This window comes from Bacteroides ovatus (assembly GCF_001314995.1).
Taxonomy (GTDB): domain Bacteria; phylum Bacteroidota; class Bacteroidia; order Bacteroidales; family Bacteroidaceae; genus Bacteroides; species Bacteroides ovatus.
In genome coordinates this window covers 4,437,735-4,457,001 of sequence record NZ_CP012938.1, presented here as the reverse complement: position 1 = coordinate 4,457,001, position 19,267 = coordinate 4,437,735, and the positions used below count along the sequence as shown (strand labels likewise).

19 protein-coding genes are annotated in these 19,267 nt (G+C 40.2%); 13 read left to right on the top strand and 6 right to left on the bottom strand.

Translation table 11 applies throughout. The features are described from left to right. The first annotated feature begins 290 nt into the window (after positions 1 to 290). The 7 genes from Bovatus_RS17080 (at position 291) to Bovatus_RS17050 (ending at position 7,090) form a co-directional block, all read left to right on the top strand. Positions 291 to 1,280 (top strand): glycosyltransferase family 2 protein, encoded by a 990-nt coding sequence (locus tag Bovatus_RS17080; protein WP_004298291.1) that lies wholly within the window; start codon positions 291 to 293, stop codon positions 1,278 to 1,280. A gap of 421 nt (positions 1,281 to 1,701) precedes the next feature. Next, positions 1,702 to 2,511 (top strand): glycosyltransferase family 2 protein, encoded by an 810-nt coding sequence (locus Bovatus_RS17075; protein ID WP_004298293.1) that lies wholly within the window; start codon positions 1,702 to 1,704, stop codon positions 2,509 to 2,511. Position 2,512: 1 nt separating this feature from the next. Beyond that, complete coding sequence (locus Bovatus_RS17070) at positions 2,513 to 3,562, top strand: pyridoxal phosphate-dependent aminotransferase (protein ID WP_004298294.1); 1,050 nt, start codon at positions 2,513 to 2,515, stop codon at positions 3,560 to 3,562. Next, positions 3,559 to 4,290, top strand: coding sequence for a phosphocholine cytidylyltransferase family protein (locus Bovatus_RS17065; RefSeq protein ID WP_004298295.1), 732 nt, complete (start codon positions 3,559 to 3,561; stop codon positions 4,288 to 4,290). The genes Bovatus_RS17070 and Bovatus_RS17065 overlap by 4 nt, the downstream gene beginning before the upstream one ends. Positions 4,291 to 4,305: 15 nt before the next feature. Then, on the top strand, positions 4,306 to 5,118 hold the full coding sequence (locus Bovatus_RS17060; protein ID WP_004298296.1) for a LicD family protein: 813 nt from the start codon (positions 4,306 to 4,308) through the stop codon (positions 5,116 to 5,118). Positions 5,119 to 5,147: 29 nt separating this feature from the next. Continuing rightward, entirely contained in the window at positions 5,148 to 6,281 is a 1,134-nt protein-coding gene (locus tag Bovatus_RS17055) for a glycosyltransferase family 4 protein (RefSeq protein ID WP_004298297.1), read from the top strand. Then, positions 6,278 to 7,090, top strand: a complete 813-nt coding sequence (locus Bovatus_RS17050) for an FkbM family methyltransferase (RefSeq protein WP_004298298.1) — start codon at positions 6,278 to 6,280, stop codon at positions 7,088 to 7,090. The genes Bovatus_RS17055 and Bovatus_RS17050 overlap by 4 nt, the downstream gene beginning before the upstream one ends. Here Bovatus_RS17050 and Bovatus_RS17045 read toward each other — a convergent pair whose 3' ends face one another. Continuing rightward, a complete protein-coding gene (locus tag Bovatus_RS17045; protein WP_004298299.1) occupies positions 7,091 to 8,002 on the bottom strand; it encodes a lipopolysaccharide kinase InaA family protein in 912 nt (303 codons plus the stop codon). Between the two features lie 232 nt (positions 8,003 to 8,234). Between Bovatus_RS17045 and Bovatus_RS17040 the strand changes: the two genes are divergently transcribed. Then, positions 8,235 to 9,293, top strand: a complete 1,059-nt coding sequence (locus Bovatus_RS17040) for a glycosyltransferase family 9 protein (protein ID WP_004298301.1) — start codon at positions 8,235 to 8,237, stop codon at positions 9,291 to 9,293. On the opposite strand, the gene Bovatus_RS17035 is transcribed toward Bovatus_RS17040, so the two are convergent. From Bovatus_RS17035 to Bovatus_RS17025, 3 genes are read right to left on the bottom strand one after another with little or no spacing between them, the layout of a single operon-like run. Then, on the bottom strand, positions 9,276 to 10,352 hold the full coding sequence (locus Bovatus_RS17035; RefSeq protein ID WP_004298302.1) for a glycosyltransferase family 4 protein: 1,077 nt from the start codon (positions 10,350 to 10,352) through the stop codon (positions 9,276 to 9,278). The two genes, Bovatus_RS17040 and Bovatus_RS17035, sit on opposite strands and share 18 nt — an antisense overlap. A gap of 57 nt (positions 10,353 to 10,409) precedes the next feature. Next, positions 10,410 to 11,441: a glycosyltransferase family 9 protein gene (locus tag Bovatus_RS17030; RefSeq protein WP_004298303.1), complete on the bottom strand. Its 1,032-nt coding sequence runs from the start codon at positions 11,439 to 11,441 to the stop codon at positions 10,410 to 10,412. Positions 11,442 to 11,444: 3 nt separating this feature from the next. Further along, a complete protein-coding gene (locus Bovatus_RS17025) occupies positions 11,445 to 12,050 on the bottom strand; it encodes a DUF4254 domain-containing protein (protein ID WP_004298304.1) in 606 nt (201 codons plus the stop codon). Between the two features lie 117 nt (positions 12,051 to 12,167). Between Bovatus_RS17025 and pdxB the strand changes: the two genes are divergently transcribed. Next, positions 12,168 to 13,208 (top strand): 4-phosphoerythronate dehydrogenase PdxB, encoded by a 1,041-nt coding sequence (gene pdxB, locus Bovatus_RS17020; protein ID WP_004322488.1) that lies wholly within the window; start codon positions 12,168 to 12,170, stop codon positions 13,206 to 13,208. A gap of 106 nt (positions 13,209 to 13,314) precedes the next feature. On the opposite strand, the gene purN is transcribed toward pdxB, so the two are convergent. After that, positions 13,315 to 13,941 carry a phosphoribosylglycinamide formyltransferase gene (purN, locus tag Bovatus_RS17015; protein WP_004307440.1) on the bottom strand — a complete coding sequence of 209 codons (627 nt, stop codon included), beginning with the start codon at positions 13,939 to 13,941 and terminating at the stop codon, positions 13,315 to 13,317. A gap of 98 nt (positions 13,942 to 14,039) precedes the next feature. Here purN and Bovatus_RS17010 point away from each other — a divergent pair, with 98 nt between their 5' ends. From Bovatus_RS17010 to rnc, 3 genes are read left to right on the top strand one after another with little or no spacing between them, the layout of a single operon-like run. Next, positions 14,040 to 14,276, top strand: a complete 237-nt coding sequence (locus tag Bovatus_RS17010) for an acyl carrier protein (RefSeq protein WP_004291965.1) — start codon at positions 14,040 to 14,042, stop codon at positions 14,274 to 14,276. A 15-nt stretch (positions 14,277 to 14,291) separates the two neighbouring features. After that, on the top strand, positions 14,292 to 15,554 hold the full coding sequence (gene fabF, locus Bovatus_RS17005) for a beta-ketoacyl-ACP synthase II (RefSeq protein WP_004298307.1): 1,263 nt from the start codon (positions 14,292 to 14,294) through the stop codon (positions 15,552 to 15,554). Continuing rightward, a complete protein-coding gene (rnc, locus tag Bovatus_RS17000) occupies positions 15,520 to 16,578 on the top strand; it encodes a ribonuclease III (protein WP_004298308.1) in 1,059 nt (352 codons plus the stop codon). The genes fabF and rnc overlap by 35 nt, the downstream gene beginning before the upstream one ends. Here rnc and Bovatus_RS16995 read toward each other — a convergent pair. Continuing rightward, a complete protein-coding gene (locus tag Bovatus_RS16995; RefSeq protein ID WP_004298309.1) occupies positions 16,520 to 17,530 on the bottom strand; it encodes an ATP-dependent 6-phosphofructokinase in 1,011 nt (336 codons plus the stop codon). The two genes, rnc and Bovatus_RS16995, sit on opposite strands and share 59 nt — an antisense overlap. 137 nt (positions 17,531 to 17,667) lie before the next feature. Between Bovatus_RS16995 and Bovatus_RS16990 the strand changes: the two genes are divergently transcribed. Next, entirely contained in the window at positions 17,668 to 19,194 is a 1,527-nt protein-coding gene (locus Bovatus_RS16990) for a GH3 auxin-responsive promoter family protein (protein ID WP_004298310.1), read from the top strand. Positions 19,195 to 19,267: the final 73 nt, after the last annotated feature.

The window sequence follows — 19,267 nt, the reverse complement described above, 5'->3', positions numbered from 1 at the left end:
ATTAAAATTTAAATTAAAGAACAATAGTCTTAAACAATAGAGGAATTGCAGAATTTACATCAGTCCCATTATTTAGACAAACACAATATTCTGAACAAAGGTAATGAAAATAATCCAAAGTTTTATTCTAATGAAATTATTCTTTCTATATATAGGGCAAGCTCGGGATAAGAAATCAATAAAAAACGAAATAACTTTCATCATTACAAATATTAAAGTAACTTTGTAATCACCTAATATTATTTTGTTATTAATGATTGAAGAAAAGTATGTGCTTAATAACTCTCTCAATGCCTATTTATAATGTAGAAAAGTACATTGAACGTGCCTTATTATCTGCATTAAACCAAACCTATCAAAACTTAGAGATTTTGATAGTAGACGATTTAGGGCATGATAACAGCATGGATATAGTCTACCAACTTAAAAGCACACATCCTAGAGGTAACTGCATCCGTATAATTACACATAAAAAAAATCTTGGTTTGGGAGGAACAAGAAACACAGCAATTGAATCTGCTCAAGGGAAATATCTATACTTTATGGATAGCGACGATGCTATTGTTCCTGATTGCATTGAAACTTTATATAATATTATTTCACACGAGAAAGTAGACTTTGTAGCAGCCGGAATCAATCAAATTGATGAGAATGAAAATTCACTCAAAATTACTAACTATCCTAATATTACACGAAAAGGTAAATTATGTATGGCTCAATACTTTTATGAAGAAAAAAATGAGATATGGGTAACTACATGGAATAAATTATATAATCTTTCTTTTTTAAAAGAATTTCATATTCATTTTTTGGAACACGTGTACCACGAAGACATAGTAATGCATGCCATGCTCGCTCTAAATACCAGATCATTTAGCCTAACCAACCGGACAACTTATCTTTATAATTGCAAGAGAGAAGACTCTATTACAAATATAGAACAAGGCTACACCTTGAAGCATCTAAATGATCTTACCATAGTTTTTAGTGAGATCAGGAGATTGATGCAAGCAGACAACAACCTTAGCAAACATCTTCAAAAAGAAATAAACTTATATTATTTATTTGAAATTTATCATCGATACCTACCAGCGATGTACTCAAATATTAAAAGGGTTGATTTAATAAAAGGATTAGCAAGGCTCTCTCAAAACTGTATCCCTCCTATTTTGGAAACCCGACTAACATTCAAATCTATAAAACGTTTTTTATTCCTAAAACTTCCTTTTAGCATTCAGTATCTAATTAAAAGTCATAAATACAAAAAGGACAAAACTTAGGCGGAAAAACTATCAACAAATAATATACTATAAGAAGGTTCATAGAAAATATTATTTTCATTTACAAAATTTACAGTCTTATACTTCTTAAAAACATGGAAAAGCATCTCTTCATTCTTAGTCATTTACAAGAGAAGTTTCATCATAATGATATTTTGTATGTAAGAGGATGAATATAGTCTTTTGGAAAGAAGATTTATACAAAGCCAATAGTTATAATGAAGAGATGACTTACTAGAGCCGCAAAGACAACGAACTTGCATGTAGACTTATTAATTCCAGAACAAAAAAAGAATCATAAAATTTGATGTAGCTATCCTGAAAAAGCCTTTAACGCTTGTCACAACCAAATAAAATGTATACATTTGTAGAATTTTAATGCAAGCCCCCTTAACTATTTAACTAACTTAGTAATAATTATATGAATAAACCAATGGCGAGCAACATAAGTACATCGCTAATTATATCCACCTATAATAGAAGCGACGCATTAGAATTATGCGTTAAAAGCGTGCTACGTCAATCTCTCCTTCCAGATGAAATTATCATTGCCGATGATGGTTCTAAAGAAGATACAAGAGAACTAATTCATCAATTAGCAGCCTCCTCCGAAGTCCCTATTATTCATGTTTGGCATGAAGATCTAGGCTTCAGGCTGGCTTCCATCCGTAACAAAGCTATTGCGAAAGCATCTAAAGAATATATTATACAAATTGACGGGGATATCGTCTTACACAAAGATTTCGTCAAAGATCATGTACGTTTTGCTAAAAAAGGCAGTTTCGTAACCGGTAGCCGTGTATTAATCCGGGAAGGTTTAACCCAAAAGATGCTAGCAGAAAGAAACTGCATGATCTCTATTCACGACAAAGGTACTAAAAACACAATCAACGGAGTACATTTGCCTTGGCTAAGCCCACTACTTCAGCATTATCGCCAATGGGATATTTCATATTCCAGAGGATGCAATATGGCTTTCTGGAAAGAGGATTTATTAAAAGTCAATGGGTACAATGAAGCTATTACCGGATGGGGAAGCGAAGATCATGAATTAGTGTGCCGCCTCATCAATAGCGGTGTACGCAAGCGTACCATCAAATTTGCGGGAATTGTGTTCCACCTTCATCACGAACTACATGGAACGGATAATTTGAGCAACAACCGCAGTATTTTGAACGAAACGAAAGTCAGGAAACTAACCTGGTGCGATAAAGGAATCATACAAAACTAATATGGAAAAGAATTTGAACTTTTTAGATCGAAACGAATTTAACTACAGTCCATCAAAAGAAGTAGTAGAAGCTTTAAAAAACTTCGATATAAATAAACTTTGTTTTTATACCCGCATTTATGATGAAGGAAAGAAAAGTATATTATCTGTTTTCTTATCCGAACTTTATGATATAGATGAAACACAAGTCTTATTAGGATACGGCGGAGAAGATATTCTGAAGCAAGCTGTACACTACTTCCTGACTCAAGAAGATGGAAATAAAACGATGTTGATTCCCAAGTTCTCATGGTGGTATTATAAATCAATTGCAGATGAGGTGAATGGCCATACTTTGCAATATCCTCTCTACGAAGACGGAAATACTTTTAAATATGACTTTGAGACGCTAAAAGATATGATTCAGAAAGAGAATCCGAAGATTCTTTTACTAGCTTCTCCCAATAACCCTACCGGCAATGGTTTAACTCCAAAAGAATTGGATGAACTGCTCGCAGAAGTACCCAGCCAAACAGTGGTACTGATAGATGAAGCATACGCTTCTTTTGTTTCAACTGATACTAGTTATATCAAAAAGCTGGTTAATAAATATCCGAATTTGATTATTTCCCGTACTTTATCCAAGTTTTATGGATTGCCCGGTTTACGTATGGGATTCGGATTCATGAGTAAGGAGCTGGAAAAATTCAGCAGATACAGCAATAAATATCTGGGATACAACCGGATATCCGAAGATATCGCCATTGCGGCTCTCAAATCGGACGCACACTACCGAAACATCGCCAAACTGATGAATGAAGACCGTGAGCGTTACGAAAAGGAAATCGGCGTATTACCCGGATTCAAAGTATATGAATCGGTTGCCAATTTTATTTTAATCAAATACCCGATAGAACTGAAAGAGGCTTTACAAAAGGCTTTTGCTGAACAGAGTTATAAAGTGAAGTTTATGAATGAACCGGATATCAATACTCATTTGCGTATCACATTGGGACGCCCAGAGCAGAACCGGATCGTTATAGATACAATCAAAGAAATAGCATCCAAATGAAAGCAGTAATATTAGCCGCAGGAATAGCTTCACGCTTACGCCCGCTGACCGATACGACGCCCAAATGTCTTCTCAAAATAGGAGAACGATGCCTTTTGGAAAGAGCTTTTGATGCTCTGATACAAAACGGATTTGATGAATTCATCATTGTCACCGGGTATCGCCAGCAGCAAATCGTAGATTTTCTACAGGCACATTATCCAACCCAAGATATTACTTTCATCTATAATGACAGGTATGAATCAACCAACAATATCTATTCATTATGGCTCACCCGTTCCTATACAGATGGGCAGGAGATTTTATTATTAGACAGCGACATTGTATTTGATCCGCAGATTGTAGAGAAACTGCTTCATTCGGATAAGGACGACATATTGGCACTGAATCGTCATGAGCTCGGAGCAGAAGAAATAAAAGTCATCGTGGACGACGCACAAAAGGTCGTTGAAATCAGCAAAGTCTGCTCGATATCCGATGCTATCGGAGAATCTATCGGCATTGAAAAGATGTCAGCTGAATATACCAAAGCGCTATTCCGGGAACTGGAAATTATGATTACTACCGAAGGGCTGGATAATATATTCTACGAACGGGCTTTTGAGAGACTGATTCCGCAAGGATATAGTTTTTACGTTATGGACACCACCGAGTTCTTCTCGGCCGAGCTGGACACAGTAGAAGACTTTCAACAGGCACAGAAGCTGATTCCAGCCAGTCTTTATTAATTAAAATCAGATAGAATGGCTAATTACGACATCCGCCCTCTACAGCTTCGCATATTAAAGAACTTATTAGCTGTTGACAAAGTTTGCAAAGAACATAATCTGCGATATTACATCATGGCAGGCACCATGCTGGGAGCTGTGCGCCACAAAGGATTCATCCCCTGGGATGATGATTTGGATATCGGAATGCCAAGAGCTGATTATGACTTACTAATGGCTAATGCCAAAGAATGGTTACCGGAACCTTACGAAGCGGTATGCGCTGAGAATGATAAGGAATATCCTCTTCCGTTCGCAAAGGTGCAGGATGCCAACACAACCTTAATCGAGCGTATGCATCTCAAATATCTGGGAGGTGTATATATTGATATATTTCCACTAGATGGAGTTCCGGAAAGCCGTATGGCGCAAAGAATGCATTTTGCGAAGTATGAGTTCTACAAACGAGTACTTTATCTTATTCATCGCGATCCATACAAACATGGGAAAGGTCCCAGTTCATGGATACCGCTATTATGCAGAAAGTTTTTTACCCTTACCGGAGCACAGGAAAGCATCAGGAAGGTGATGAAGAAATACGATTTCGACCAATGCGCATTAGTCTGCGATTATGATGATGGAATGAAAGGAATCATGTCGAAGGATATCCTGGGCACTCCCACTCCTATCCGGTTTGAAGATGAAGAAGTATGGGGAGTACAGAAATACGACGCTTATCTGTCACAGAAATATGGAGATTACATGACCATACCTAAACAAAGTGGACAAAGACAACATAATTTCCATTATTTAGACTTGAATAAACCTTATCGGAATTTTGAAGTCTAATTATAATCACATAAAGGTAAGAAGAAGAAATGAGAATAGGTTTTGACGGAAAACGTGCAGTACAGAATTTCACCGGTCTGGGTAATTATAGCCGCTATATAGTGAATATCCTATGCCAATTCTATCCGGAGAATGAATATGTGCTGTATGCCCCCAAGAAACGGGAAAACAAGAGACTGGACAAATTAACGAAGCAGTATCAGCAACTACAGCTTTCTTATCCCACTACTTCTTCCTGGAAAAAGTTAAGTTCATTGTGGCGAGTATGGGGCGTTACCCAACAACTGGAAAAAGAAAAAATCGATATATTCCACGGACTTAGTAATGAGTTGCCCCTGAATATACATCAAAGCGAGGTAAAAAGTATTGTAACGATTCACGATCTGATCTTTCTGCGCTATCCGCAGTATTACCATTCGATCGACAGGAAAATATACACATACAAATTCCGTAAAGCTTGCGAAAATGCCGATAAAATCATTGCTATCAGCGAATGTACCAAGCGTGATATTATTGAGTATTTCAGGATTCCCGCCGATAAGATAGAAGTTGTTTATCAGGGATGTGATCCTTCATTCATGCATCCTGTAGCAGCAGAGAAGAAAAGAGAAATCCGGGCTAAATATCAGCTACCGGATCACTATATCCTTAACGTAGGAAGTATTGAAGAACGCAAAAACGCCCTTTCAGCGGTGCAGGCACTAACGATGCTTCCTGAACAGATTCATCTCGTCATTGTAGGACGCCACACGGAATATACTGATAAAATTGAACGTTTCATTAAGGAGAATAAGCTGGAAGAAAGGGTACATATCATCAGCAATGTTCCTTTTGATGATCTACCGGCTTTTTATCAGTTAGCAGAAATTTTTGTATACCCTTCCCGTTTCGAAGGTTTTGGTATTCCCATTATAGAAGCTCTATACTCCGATATTCCGGTAGTGGCCGCGACTGGATCTTGCCTGGAAGAAGCCGGAGGTCCCGACTCTATCTATGTACATCCTGACGATATCAAAGGAATGGCCAATGCTTTCAAACAGATATACTCCGATACTGAAAGAAAAAAGGAGATGATTGAAAAGGGGCAAAAATTTGCCAAAAGATTCTCTGAAGAAAAGCAAGCGGAAGAAATCTTAAACATCTACAAGAAACTAATGAAATGAACGTACTTAAACATACAATAAAGAAATTTATATATGGCACTCTCCCATATTATTTCATGAAAGGATATAAGCCTGGCTCTCCTTATCTGAAATACTATGAATATATTAAAGAACATGGATATTCAAGACACCTGTATGAATTCAAGGATGAATACGCCAATATGCCTGTTGATGTACAGAAAGATGAGGAAAAAGGCTTATACTATGTTCAAAAAGAAAAGAAGCGACTCTATTTCAGAAAAAGCACTCCAGCCAAGAAAATTCAAAAATATTATAGGGCTTTGAGTATGGAACAAGACAGGCGCTCACCGCACCATTACTTCAACAGCGTTAAAGAAGTGACAGGGAAAGTATTTGTGGATGTCGGTTGTGCCGAAGGATATTCATCATTGGAAATTATCGAAGAAGCCAAACATGTTTATTTGTTTGAGCAGGACGAGCAATGGTTAGAGGCCATCAGAGCTACCTTCGAACCATGGCAGGACAAAGTGACGATTGTCCAGAAGTATGTGAGCGATCATAATTCTTCGAGAGAGCAAACACTAGATGATTTCTTTAACAACCAGACGAATGAACATCTATTTCTTAAAATGGATATAGAAGGAGCCGAACGGCACGCATTGGCCGGATGCAATAACTTATTCCAAAATTGCCAGAAGCTGGATTTTGCCATTTGCACATACCATTTGCGTGATGACGAAGAAGTTATCTCTGCATTTCTGGACAAACATAACTGCACATATATTAATCAAAAAGGGTTTTTCAGGCATAAAATCCGCAGTGTAGTGATGCGCGGAAGTAAGAAGTAATCATTGATAATCAGCAGAAAGCAATTCACAATAATCATACTTGCACAGGTATGTATCATAGATATGCTTTTCCTTTTTCAATAAGAAACGTGAGATATGCGGTTCCCAAGAAAAGAATTTACGTACGGAACGGTATAAACGGAAGAATAAAATCAGGGATACAATATGCTTTTCTTTCTCTTTCCGTGCCGCACGACGATAAATATAATGAGTAAAAAACTGATCGCTGTAACGAAGGGCCAGACTGACCGTAGATTCGACGTCCCATCCACGCAAAGAAGCATATTCTGTCATGATGTAAGTCAGTACCTCACGCGAAATACACAAACGGCACATATTACGGCATACCATATCACAATCAATATCCGATAGCAACTGCATGCGATTCACGTCGACCAGAGAGAAACTGTATTCATTCGTTTCATTCTGATGAATCAGTATATTACCGGGAGAATAGTCCAAATGGAGAATACCTGCCTGATGCAAAGCAGCAGTGTAGCGCGCAAAAGCAGAAAGTTTATCTTCATTTCCCTCTACTTTCCCATCCATCAGGGAACGGACAGTTTCGCCACCATCATAACAACAAATATAATAGCTATGTGAAAGAAGACCATTCTGAAATTGTTCAATCATAGCCACTGGCTCCGGAGTGTCAAAACCATGCTGTTGGATCTCCATAGAATAAATATAGGAACGTTCTGCTTTTGATTGCCGGAAAAACGAATATACAACGCGGTTGATGATGTGAGGCTTCTTAAAGCTCTTCACCACAACATCAATACTGCCCAAGCCAATTCGTTTTAAAACATTACGACCATCATACACCACATCTCTTTCTTTCTGGAAGGACCTTGGAATTTCTTCTATCTCCTTCTGCAAATGTGCGTACTTGGGATTTACAATCACTCTCATTACACTCTCCTATATAATACTAATTACAAAGATTGAGCAAAGATAAAGAAATTAGGCCATATTCCGACTATATTTTTCTCTTTTCTCACAAAGATTGGCTAACTCTCTCTACATATAAGTCCTGTTACGAACCGCTTTAGTCATTTTTTCTTTTTTCTTTTCATTTATATTTAGACATAAATGCTTTTTTTTAGTTATGTTTGCACGATAAAAAGCATAAGGAAGTTTAAGCATGAAACCAATCAAAAGAATTCTAATTATTCGATTTAGACAAATAGGCGACTCAATTCTGGCTGTTGCATTGTGCAGCACGCTGAAAAAAAGTTTTCCCGATGCAGAGATACACTTCGTGCTTAATAAAAATATTGCTCCACTCTATGAGGGGCATCCGGATATAGATAAAGTCATTACATTTGACAAGAATGAGAATAAACCATTCACTGCTTATATAAAAAAAGTATGGCAGGTAATGCATAAAAACAGATACGATGTAATCATCGATATGCGCTCTACTATCCGGACTCTTTTTTTCTCTCTTTTTTCATTAAGAACCCCTTTCCGGATAGGACGCATTAAAGGATATACACATTTTCTACTGAACTACCGGACAGACACTTACAGTAAGAATCTGACAACTGACATGGTACAACGCAATCTATTGCTTGCAGCACCATTAGAAAAGATCAGACCTATTCAATACACAAAAGAATTCAAGTTATATCTGACTGACCGGGAAAAAGAAGATTTCCGATATTATATGGAAAAGGAAGGGATTGATTTTGCACGCCCTGTGTTATTAATAGGAGTCACAACCAAACTCATCCATAAAAAATGGAATACGGAGTTCATGGTAGCCACACTGAAAAGAATATTAGAGGAATACAAGGACATACAAATGATCTTCAACTACGCGCCGGGGTACGAAGAAGAAGATGCCAGAAATATCTACAAGGAATTAGGATGTCCGGAACGTATCAAGATCGATATACAAGCTTCTTCATTACGACAACTGGCAGCACTTTGTGCCAACTGTTCATTTTACTTCGGGAACGAAGGAGGAGCCAGACACATCGCCCAAGCTCTTGGAGTTCCTTCATTTGCCATTTATTCACCAAGTGCGTCAAAGTCAATGTGGTTACCCGCCAATTCCGTACTCGCCGAAGGAATTAGTCCTGACGACATTCTTCCACCGGAACAACAGGCGACATTACCCTATGAGGAGCGTTTTGCATTAATTACTCCCGAAAAGGTATACGAGCAATTGATTCCAATACTAAGGCAATTGAGCTAACTCCCGATATAAATCAAGGTAGGCTTGTATATGCTTCTCGTAACTGAATGAAGCGGCATGTTCCTTGATTTTCTCCAAGCGTTCCTTATCTTTATAAAAATCAGGTAGATGCTCCCGGATACTTTCCACCATAGATTCTGTATCCAAATGTTCCCACATGATAGCGTGTCCATTACAAACTTCCGGCAAACTAGTGCGATTAGCAGCAAATACAGCCTTCCCAAATTGCATAGCTTCCACCACCGGCAATCCAAAGCCTTCTCCCTCACTAGGAAACAGGAATGCCTCACAGTTCCGATATAACCAGATCTTCTCGCTTTGAGAAATAACATCCGTCAAAAAGACATTAGTGAGCTGATTCTCACGGATCAGATTGCGCACTTCTTCAGCATAAGCAAAATGAGCATCGCCACAAATATATAGATCATATTCCGGGAAATGACGCATTACGTCAACCAAGAGATGGAAGTTCTTTTTTCTACGGATTTGTCCAATCGTAAAAAAGAAAGGACGCCCTGTAGCAAACGACGGCTTTATTCCTTCCAATGTATCGATTCTCTCCACTCCATTATAGATGACCCGGATCTCCTTCCCTTTCAAATCTACATGCTGCCGAATGACATCTGCCACATAATGAGAGATCGTAGTCACGACCGCTGCTTTATTGACCTTATTCTGCATCCGGCGAAGATACATTTTCGCCTTCCAGGGCTTTTTCTCTGTTAAGAAATTAAAGTCGTGTATAGTAAAGATAAACTTTGTACCACCGGCAATACGCAACAGCTTGCGCTGTTGATTCACCGCATGCCATACATCTACCTTGGGAAGGGTAAAAGGAAAAAACTTATTGATACGACGTACCGGAACAGAGGTCACATTCGGACCAAATTCCTGCATATATTTCTGCCGCAATAAATATACAAAATGAAGATCATCTACCGGCATAGACGAAAAGGCGGTTGCATAGTTGGCCGCAATCTGCCCGAAGCCGGCTGTGAGACTACCATAATTCGTAAGATCTATCAGTACCTTTTTCTTTCGTTGTATCTCTTTCATCATTATTTGATTCTACGCTCTTTCAGCTCAATAAACAGCTAATTTGAACTTCAGCAAGGATTAATCTACAAGCCCTTCTATTTTCGCAATGACCTGCTCCGGCTTTATATCCCTCAAACAGGCATAATCACCTCGCCAGCAAGGCTTCTGACCATATACAGAACAGGGACGGCATGACAAATCGAGTTGCACGGTATTGACCGGCAATTGTTTCCAACCCATAAAACCGGCATAAGGATGGGTGGCTCCCCAAATAGAGACAACCGGAATATTGACCAGGGATGCCAAATGCATATTGGCAGAATCCATTGAAAGCATCACGTCCAGATGGCTCATCAGATTCAGTTCGGTACGTATATTCAGTTTACCGATCATTGAAACGACAGAAGGATATTTAGCAATCCATGCATCAAATACGTCCTGCTCGCTTTTACCGCCTCCAAAGAGGAAAACCTTTACTTTGGGATTGGCAGCAAAATGTGCTATAACTTGCTCCTGCAGTTCTAACGGATAAATCTTACCTGCATGTTTGGCAAAAGGAGCTATACCAATCCACTTTTGATCTTCTTTAGGCCCTGTGACTGGTTCTATTTCCGCAAAGTTTCCTTTTCCTTCGCCATAAATAGAAGAGAAATTTAATAGTACCGGTAAACCTAGCTTCTCAAGTACATCGGCATAACGACGAAAAGAACTCTTCTGATTTTCCATCACCTTATCATGACGGCGAACCAGCTTCTTTTTGCCTGCCCTTCCTTTACAAATGGAAGCTACCGGTTTATTGGCAAGACGGAATCGCAAACATAAATACTTAGAACGAAGTACATGATGAAAATCAGCAATGTAATCAAAATGCATTGCTTTCAATTCCGAATAAAGGCTATTCAAGCCCCAAAGCCCCTTGTGCTTGCCTGTTAAATCAGCTCCGACAAAACCCACATTGGCAGGCAACCCCTGAAAGAGTGGCTGCCATACAGCACGACTTAACACTGTTATTTCATGCTGCGGGTATTGCACAGCCAGCGAATGTATTACCGGGATTGTCATGGCTACATCGCCAAGAGCTGAAAAACGAATAATGAGAATACGCGCCATTCGTTATTTTTTCGCATAAAGCACCGGATTTAATGCCGGGTCATTATACATCTTCATCTGTTTATATACTTTCATATATTTTCTTCCGGCTTCGATATCAGCCAACAACTGTTCAATAGCCGTAGAAAGGTCTTTGCGTTGTTCCAGCAGGATATTCAACTTAGTCTGGCATTGAGCACGGTGTTCCTCGGTAGTGTCCGTACGTTCCACCTCCTGCTGCATGTGGTAAATTTTCAATGCAAGAATTGACAAGCGGTCAATTGCCCATGCAGGGCTTTCCGTATTGATCGTTGCGTCAGAGAGAGGTTTCACCTCTTTGTATTTGTCTAAAAAGTAGCTATCAATTAATTCCACCAGGTCTGTACGGTCCTGATTTGATTTATCAATTCTTCTTTTCAAGGCCAATGCTTCTACCGGATCAATCTGCGGGTCACGGATAATATCCTCAAAATGCCATTGCACAGCATCAATCCAGTTCTTTAGATATAAATAATACTCAATAGTTTTCAACCCGTAAGGATTGTTCATCGGAGCATCCACACTATCCGTTACATGGTAATCTGTTGTCGATTTCCAAAAAATCTCGTTGCAAAGGTTACTAAATGTCATAATCTTAACTAGCTAATAGATATATAATAGGGCAAATCTATGTAATATTTTTCAGACAAGCAACCGTTTCTTACTTTTTTATTTGTTACCTTTGTGGGTATAAAAGATGAATTGTATATGAAAATTATTATCGACAATAAAATACCTTATATAAAAGAAGCGGTACAGAGAATAGCCGATGAGGTAGTTTATGCACCGGGGAAAGATTTCACTCCGGAGCTCGTACGGGATGCGGATGCACTTATTGTCCGTACCCGCACACATTGCAACCGGGATTTATTGGAAGGTAGTCGAGTGAAATTCATAGCGACGGCAACCATAGGTTTCGACCATATTGATACGGAGTATTGCAAACAGGCCGGTATCGAATGGACGAATGCACCGGGATGTAATTCGGCTTCTGTCGCCCAATATATACAGTCATCGCTTCTTGTATGGAAGTCCGTCAGGAATAAAAGACTGAATGAACTGACGATTGGAATCATAGGAGTAGGAAATGTCGGAAGTAAAGTAGCTAAAGTTGCCCAGGATTTTGGCATGCGTGTTTTATTGAATGATTTGCCACGGGAAGAAAAAGAAGGTGCAGAACGATTCTCTTCACTGGAGAAAATAGCGGAAGAGTGTGACATCATCACTTTTCACGTACCTTTATATAAGGAAGGAAAGTATAAAACGTTCCACTTGGCGGATGAAGTTTTCTTTCAGTCACTCAAACGGAAACCTGTTATCATCAATACCTCACGGGGAGAAGTCATCCAGACTGATGCTCTTTTAAAAGCCTTGAACAGCCGGATGATTTCGGATGCCATCATTGACGTATGGGAGCATGAACCGGAAATCAACCGTGATCTACTGGAAAAGACATTTATCGGAACTCCTCACATTGCAGGTTACTCTGCAGATGGAAAAGCAAACGCCACACGTATGTCATTGGATGCCATCTGCAATTTTTTCCAAATAAAAGGGGATTATGAAATTAACGCACCCGCACTTGTCTCCCCCATTATTCATGCAAAAAACCACGAAGAAGCAGTCCTCCAAATGTATAATCCAACCGAAGACAGCAACCGGCTAAAAAATCAACCGGAGCTATTCGAAACCCTACGCGGAGATTATCCTTTGCGGAGAGAAGAGAAAGCATACATTATTAAGTATTAGGTATTAAGTTTCAAGTAAGTATCAGACATTAATCGCATCGACTGAAAAATTTAATAAAATTCTGTCAAAGGATTATCTGTACGACGTAATACTTAATACCTGATACTTAATTCTTATTATTTAATACCTGTTCTATGATTTGCGGGAAGTGTTCATATTCCAAAGCATGCACCTTCTTAGCTACATCATCCGGAGAATCAGTCGAAAGAACAGGGCAAGTAGCTTGAAAAATCGTATTTCCTTCGTCGTAATGCTCATTTATATAATGTATAGTAATGCCGCTTTCTTTCTCACCGGCAGCCACTACCGCTTCATGAACCCGGTCACCATACATCCCCTTGCCTCCAAACTTCGGCAGAAGAGCAGGATGTATATTTATAATTTTATCGGGATAAGCATGCAAAAGTAAATCAGGCACACGAACCAGAAAGCCAGCCAGCACGACAAAATCAATGCGGTACTCCTGCAAAATAGCCAAAATTTCATCTCCGGCTATCCAATCCTCCTTTGGAAACACGTTAGAAGGCACTCCCAGGCGATGCGCACGTTCCAAAACATAGGCGTCACTTTTATTAGAAAGCACCAACGAAACCTGAACGGAATCGTTTTTTTGGAAATACCGGATAATATTCTCGGCATTTGAACCGGAACCGGAAGCGAAAATTGCGATGTTTTTCTTCATAACTCTCAAATTCGATGCACAAAACAGTGAAAAATGTGCAAAACATTGCATTTATTTAGTCAAATATTTGCGCAAAACGATAAATATTCATTCCTTTGCACCGCAAATTTAAAGAAATAAAACTAATTATTAATTAAAAACTTAAAGTTATGTCTGAAATTGCATCAAGAGTAAAAGCGATTATCGTTGATAAATTAGGCGTAGAAGAATCAGAAGTTACTAACGAAGCAAGCTTCACTAACGACCTGGGAGCAGATTCTCTTGACACTGTAGAACTTATCATGGAATTCGAAAAAGAATTCGGTATCTCTATTCCTGATGACCAAGCAGAAAAGATTGGTACTGTAGGTGATGCTGTATCTTATATCGAAGAACACGCTAAGTAATTCGATTTCATCAATATGGAATTAAAAAGAGTGGTAGTAACAGGCCTTGGCGCCATTACTCCCGTTGGCAACAGCGTTCCCGAATTTTGGGAAAACATTGTGAACGGGGTTAGTGGAGCAGGGCCTATTACTCATTTTGATGCGTCGTTATTCAAGACCCAATTCGCATGCGAAGTGAAAGACTTCGATGCAACGAAATACATAGACCGCAAAGAAGCAAGAAAGATGGACTTGTATACTCAATATGCCATCGCTGTTGCTAAAGAAGCGGTGAGTGATTCCGGTCTTGACGTCGAGAAAGAAGACTTGAACAAAATCGGTGTTATTTTCGGCGCCGGTATTGGTGGTATACATACATTTGAAGAAGAGGTAGGCAACTACTACACTCGTCAGGAAATGGGTCCGAAGTTTAATCCGTTCTTCATTCCAAAGATGATTTCGGATATTGCAGCCGGACAGATTTCTATCATGTATGGTTTCCATGGTCCTAACTACGCGACCTGTTCAGCATGTGCGACTTCAACCAACGCTATTGCAGATGCCTTCAACCTGATTCGTTTGGGTAAAGCAAATGTAATTGTATCCGGTGGTTCGGAAGCAGCAATCTTCCCGGCAGGTGTAGGCGGTTTCAACGCTATGCACGCCTTGTCAACACGCAACGACGAAGCTTCTAAAGCTTCACGTCCGTTTAGCGCAAGCCGCGATGGTTTCGTTATGGGCGAAGGTGGCGGTTGCTTGATTCTGGAAGAACTGGAACACGCTAAAGCTCGTGGTGCAAAAATCTATGCAGAAGTTGCCGGTGTAGGTATGTCTGCAGATGCACATCACTTGACTGCTTCTCATCCGGAAGGTCTGGGAGCGAAACTGGTGATGATAAATGCACTGGAAGATGCGGAAATGGATCCGAAAGAAGTAGACTATATCAATGTACACGGTACATCTACTCCGGTTGGTGATATTTCAGAAGCAAAAGCAATCAAGGAAGTATTCGGTGATCATGCGTTCGAGTTGAACATCAGTTCAACCAAATCAATGACAGGTCACTTGCTGGGAGCTGCCGGTGCGGTAGAATCTATTGCAAGCATCCTTGCCATTAAGAACGGCATTGTTCCTCCGACTATCAACCACGAAGAAGGTGACGACGACGAGAACATCGACTACAACCTTAATTTCACGTTCAATAAAGCACAGAAACGCGAAGTTAATGTTGCCTTGTCCAATACATTTGGATTTGGTGGTCACAATGCGTGCGTTATCTTCAAGAAATACGCAGAGTAATATCGTGTTACGTAACGAAATAGATAAGATAAGGCTCTTGTTCCGCAAGGATAGAGAGTCTTATCTTTGTTTTTACCGGATACTCGGGTTCTACCCGCGCAATATCCAGCTTTATGAGCAGGCTCTCCTGCACAAATCGACTTCTGTCCGCTCCGACAAGGGACGTCCTCTCAACAATGAACGGCTGGAGTTTTTAGGTGACGCCATCCTCGACGCCATCGTGGGAGATATTGTCTACAAACGTTTCGAAGGGAAACGGGAAGGTTTCCTGACCAATACACGTTCCAAGATCGTACAACGAGAGACGTTGAACAAGTTGGCCGTTGAAATCGGCCTGGATAAGCTCATCAAGTATTCTACCCGCTCCTCTTCTCACAACAGCTACATGTATGGAAATGCTTTTGAGGCGTTCATCGGAGCTATTTATCTGGATCAGGGATATGAACGCTGCAAACTGTTTATGGAACAACGGATCATTAACCGTTATATCGATCTGGATAAAATATCCCGAAAAGAGGTTAACTTCAAATCCAAGCTTATCGAATGGAGCCAAAAGAACAAAATGGAGGTTTCCTTTGAATTAATCGAGCAGTTTCTCGATCATGACAGTAACCCTGTATTCCAAACTGAAGTACGTATTGAAGGACTTCCGGCAGGAACAGGTACGGGGTATTCCAAGAAGGAATCTCAACAGAATGCCGCCCAGATGGCTATAAAGAAAGTAAAGGAACCGACATTTATGTCAACCATCGAGGAGATTAAAATACAACATTCGGCAACTGAAACGGAAACAGAAATGGAAGTTGAACTTGCGACAGGTTCTGATACTGAATTGGCAACCGAGCTTGAGAATGAACTCGAAACCGAACTGAATGCAAATCCCGAGATAAAACCAGAGAATGTTTCAGAAGAAAACATCCTCGTCGATGAGATTTCCACAGTACAGGACACAGAAGCTCCGGCAACTAACCAAAACAAATCCCCATGCGACGACCCTGAATCACCAAATCGTGATCTTCAGTAACCAATTTCAGTTTTCCTGCAACTTCTTCAAGAGGAATAGATGCTATATCGTCTCCTTTTAAAGTCACCATACGCCCGAATTGGCCATTGGCTATCAATTCTGTTGCATGCCCGCCCATGCGGGTAGAAAGATTGCGGTCGAAAGGAGTAGGCGAACCACCACGCTGAATATACCCCAGAACTGTTTCGCGAGTTTCTATACCAGTTTCATATTCAATTTCCTGCGCGATATATTCAGCAGCACGTTTACGCCCGTCAGTCTGAATTCCTTCCGCTACCACTACAATAGAATAGGGTTTGCCTTTCTTTAGTCTTTCCAGAATCGTATTGCCAATATTTTTAATGTTATAAGCGATTTCAGGAACGAGAATCACATCCCCTCCTCCTGCCATACCGGAATACAAAGCAATCCAGCCAGCCTTATGCCCCATCACTTCAATCACCATCACCCTTTTATGAGAGCTTGCGGTGGAATGTAGACGGTCGATGGCATCAGTAGCAATACTTACCGCCGAGTCGAAACCAAAAGAGATGTCCGTGCCCCAAATATCATTATCAATGGTTTTAGGAACAGATACGATGTTAACTCCCATTGCAACAAACTTGGCTGCAGTCTTCTGCGTTCCATTTCCACCGATACAAACGACACAATCCAGCCCAATTTCATGGATATTCTGAAGAATTAAAGACGGTTTGTCAACATCAGAGACAACGCCTCCTTTTTTGAAAGGCTTCTCACGAGAAGTTCCTAACATCGTTCCACCCAGATTGAGCAAACCGGAGAGCGACTTGTCTGTAATAGATTCGACATCTTTAGTCAGCAAGCCCTGAAAACCGCTGTGAATACCTACCACTTCCATTCCGTAATAATTGATGGCAGTTTTGCACACGCCACGAATCGTGGCATTAATACCGGGACAGTCCCCGCCGGATGTTAAGATTCCAATTCTCATTGTCGCATTTTTTAGTCTAAAACTCGGGATTTATATGAAAGTCGTCAATTTTTAACGATTATTTCCGTCGTAAAGATAGAAAAAAAAGATAAATAAGTTACTTTTGCACGACTAAACATTATTATGTTAAAGCAGAAATGAATATTACAAAAATTATTAGTAAGACTTTCGATTCCCGTTTAAAACAGATAGACCTATATGCTAGTCAGGCTAGTGAGATACAGCATCGTGTGTTAAGCCGCTTAACACGCCAGGCCGCTCAGACTGAATGGGGAAGAAAGTACGATTATTCCTCTATCCGTAACTATGAAGATTTCCGAAAACGTGTTCCTATCCAAACATACGAAGAAATCAAACCTTATGTAGAACGTTTGCGAGCCGGGGAACAGAATCTGCTTTGGCCATCGGAGATACGCTGGTTTGCAAAATCCTCCGGAACGACTAATGATAAAAGTAAATTCCTTCCCGTCAGCAAAGAGGCACTGGAAGACATTCATTACAGAGGAGGAAAAGACGCGGCAGCTCTTTATTTCCGCATCAATCCGGATAGCCATTTTTTCTCCGGCAAGGGACTGATTCTCGGGGGTAGCCATAGTCCGAACCTCAACTCCAACCATAGTTTAGTAGGAGATTTATCCGCTATTCTGATTCAAAATGTGAATCCGCTTATCAATTTCATTCGTGTACCTAGCAAGAAAATTGCATTGATGAGCGAATGGGAGACCAAAATAGAAGCAATCGCCAACAGCACTATTCCGGTAAATGTGACAAGCTTGTCCGGCGTACCGTCGTGGATGCTGGTACTTATCAAACGTGTTCTTGAAAAGACAGGAAAACAGGCTTTGGAAGAAGTATGGCCCAACCTGGAAGTTTTCTTCCACGGTGGAGTGGCTTTCACTCCTTATCGTGAGCAATACAAGCAGGTAATTCAAACACCGAAAATGCATTATGTAGAGACTTATAATGCTTCGGAAGGATATTTTGGAACTCAAAACGACCTCTCTGATCCTGCCATGTTATTAATGATCGACTACGGAATCTTCTACGAATTTGTTCCGCTAGAGGAAGTAGGAAAAGAGAGTCCACGAGCTTATTGCCTTGAAGAAGTCGAGCTCAACAAGAACTATGCAATGGTTATTTCTACTTCTTGCGGCTTATGGAGATACATGATTGGGGATACAGTGAAGTTTACCAGCAAGAATCCCTATAAGTTTGTCATCACAGGAAGAACAAAGCATTTCATCAACGCATTTGGCGAAGAGCTGATTGTCGATAACGCTGAAAAAGGATTGGCAAAGGCTTGTGCCGAAACCGGAGCACAAGTTAGTGAATACACCGCGGCACCTGTATTTATGGATGAGAATGCCAAATGCCGGCACCAGTGGTTAATAGAGTTCGCTAAGATGCCGGATTCAGTAGAAAAATTTGCAGCGATACTTGATGCCACACTGAAGGAGGTCAACTCCGATTATGAGGCGAAACGATGGAAAGATATAGCTCTGCAACCATTGGAAGTAATCGTTGCCCGTGAGGGATTATTCCATGATTGGCTGGCACAGAGAGGAAAGTTGGGAGGACAACACAAAGTCCCCAGATTAAGTAATACGCGCGAATATATAGAAACAATGTTAGCGCTGAATGACAGCATTCTTTCGGAAGAATAACCAAAAACCAAGACATAACCGACACTAGTTTTCTTTATTACAGAGATTACTTGTACAAGGAGAGCGTTTCGAA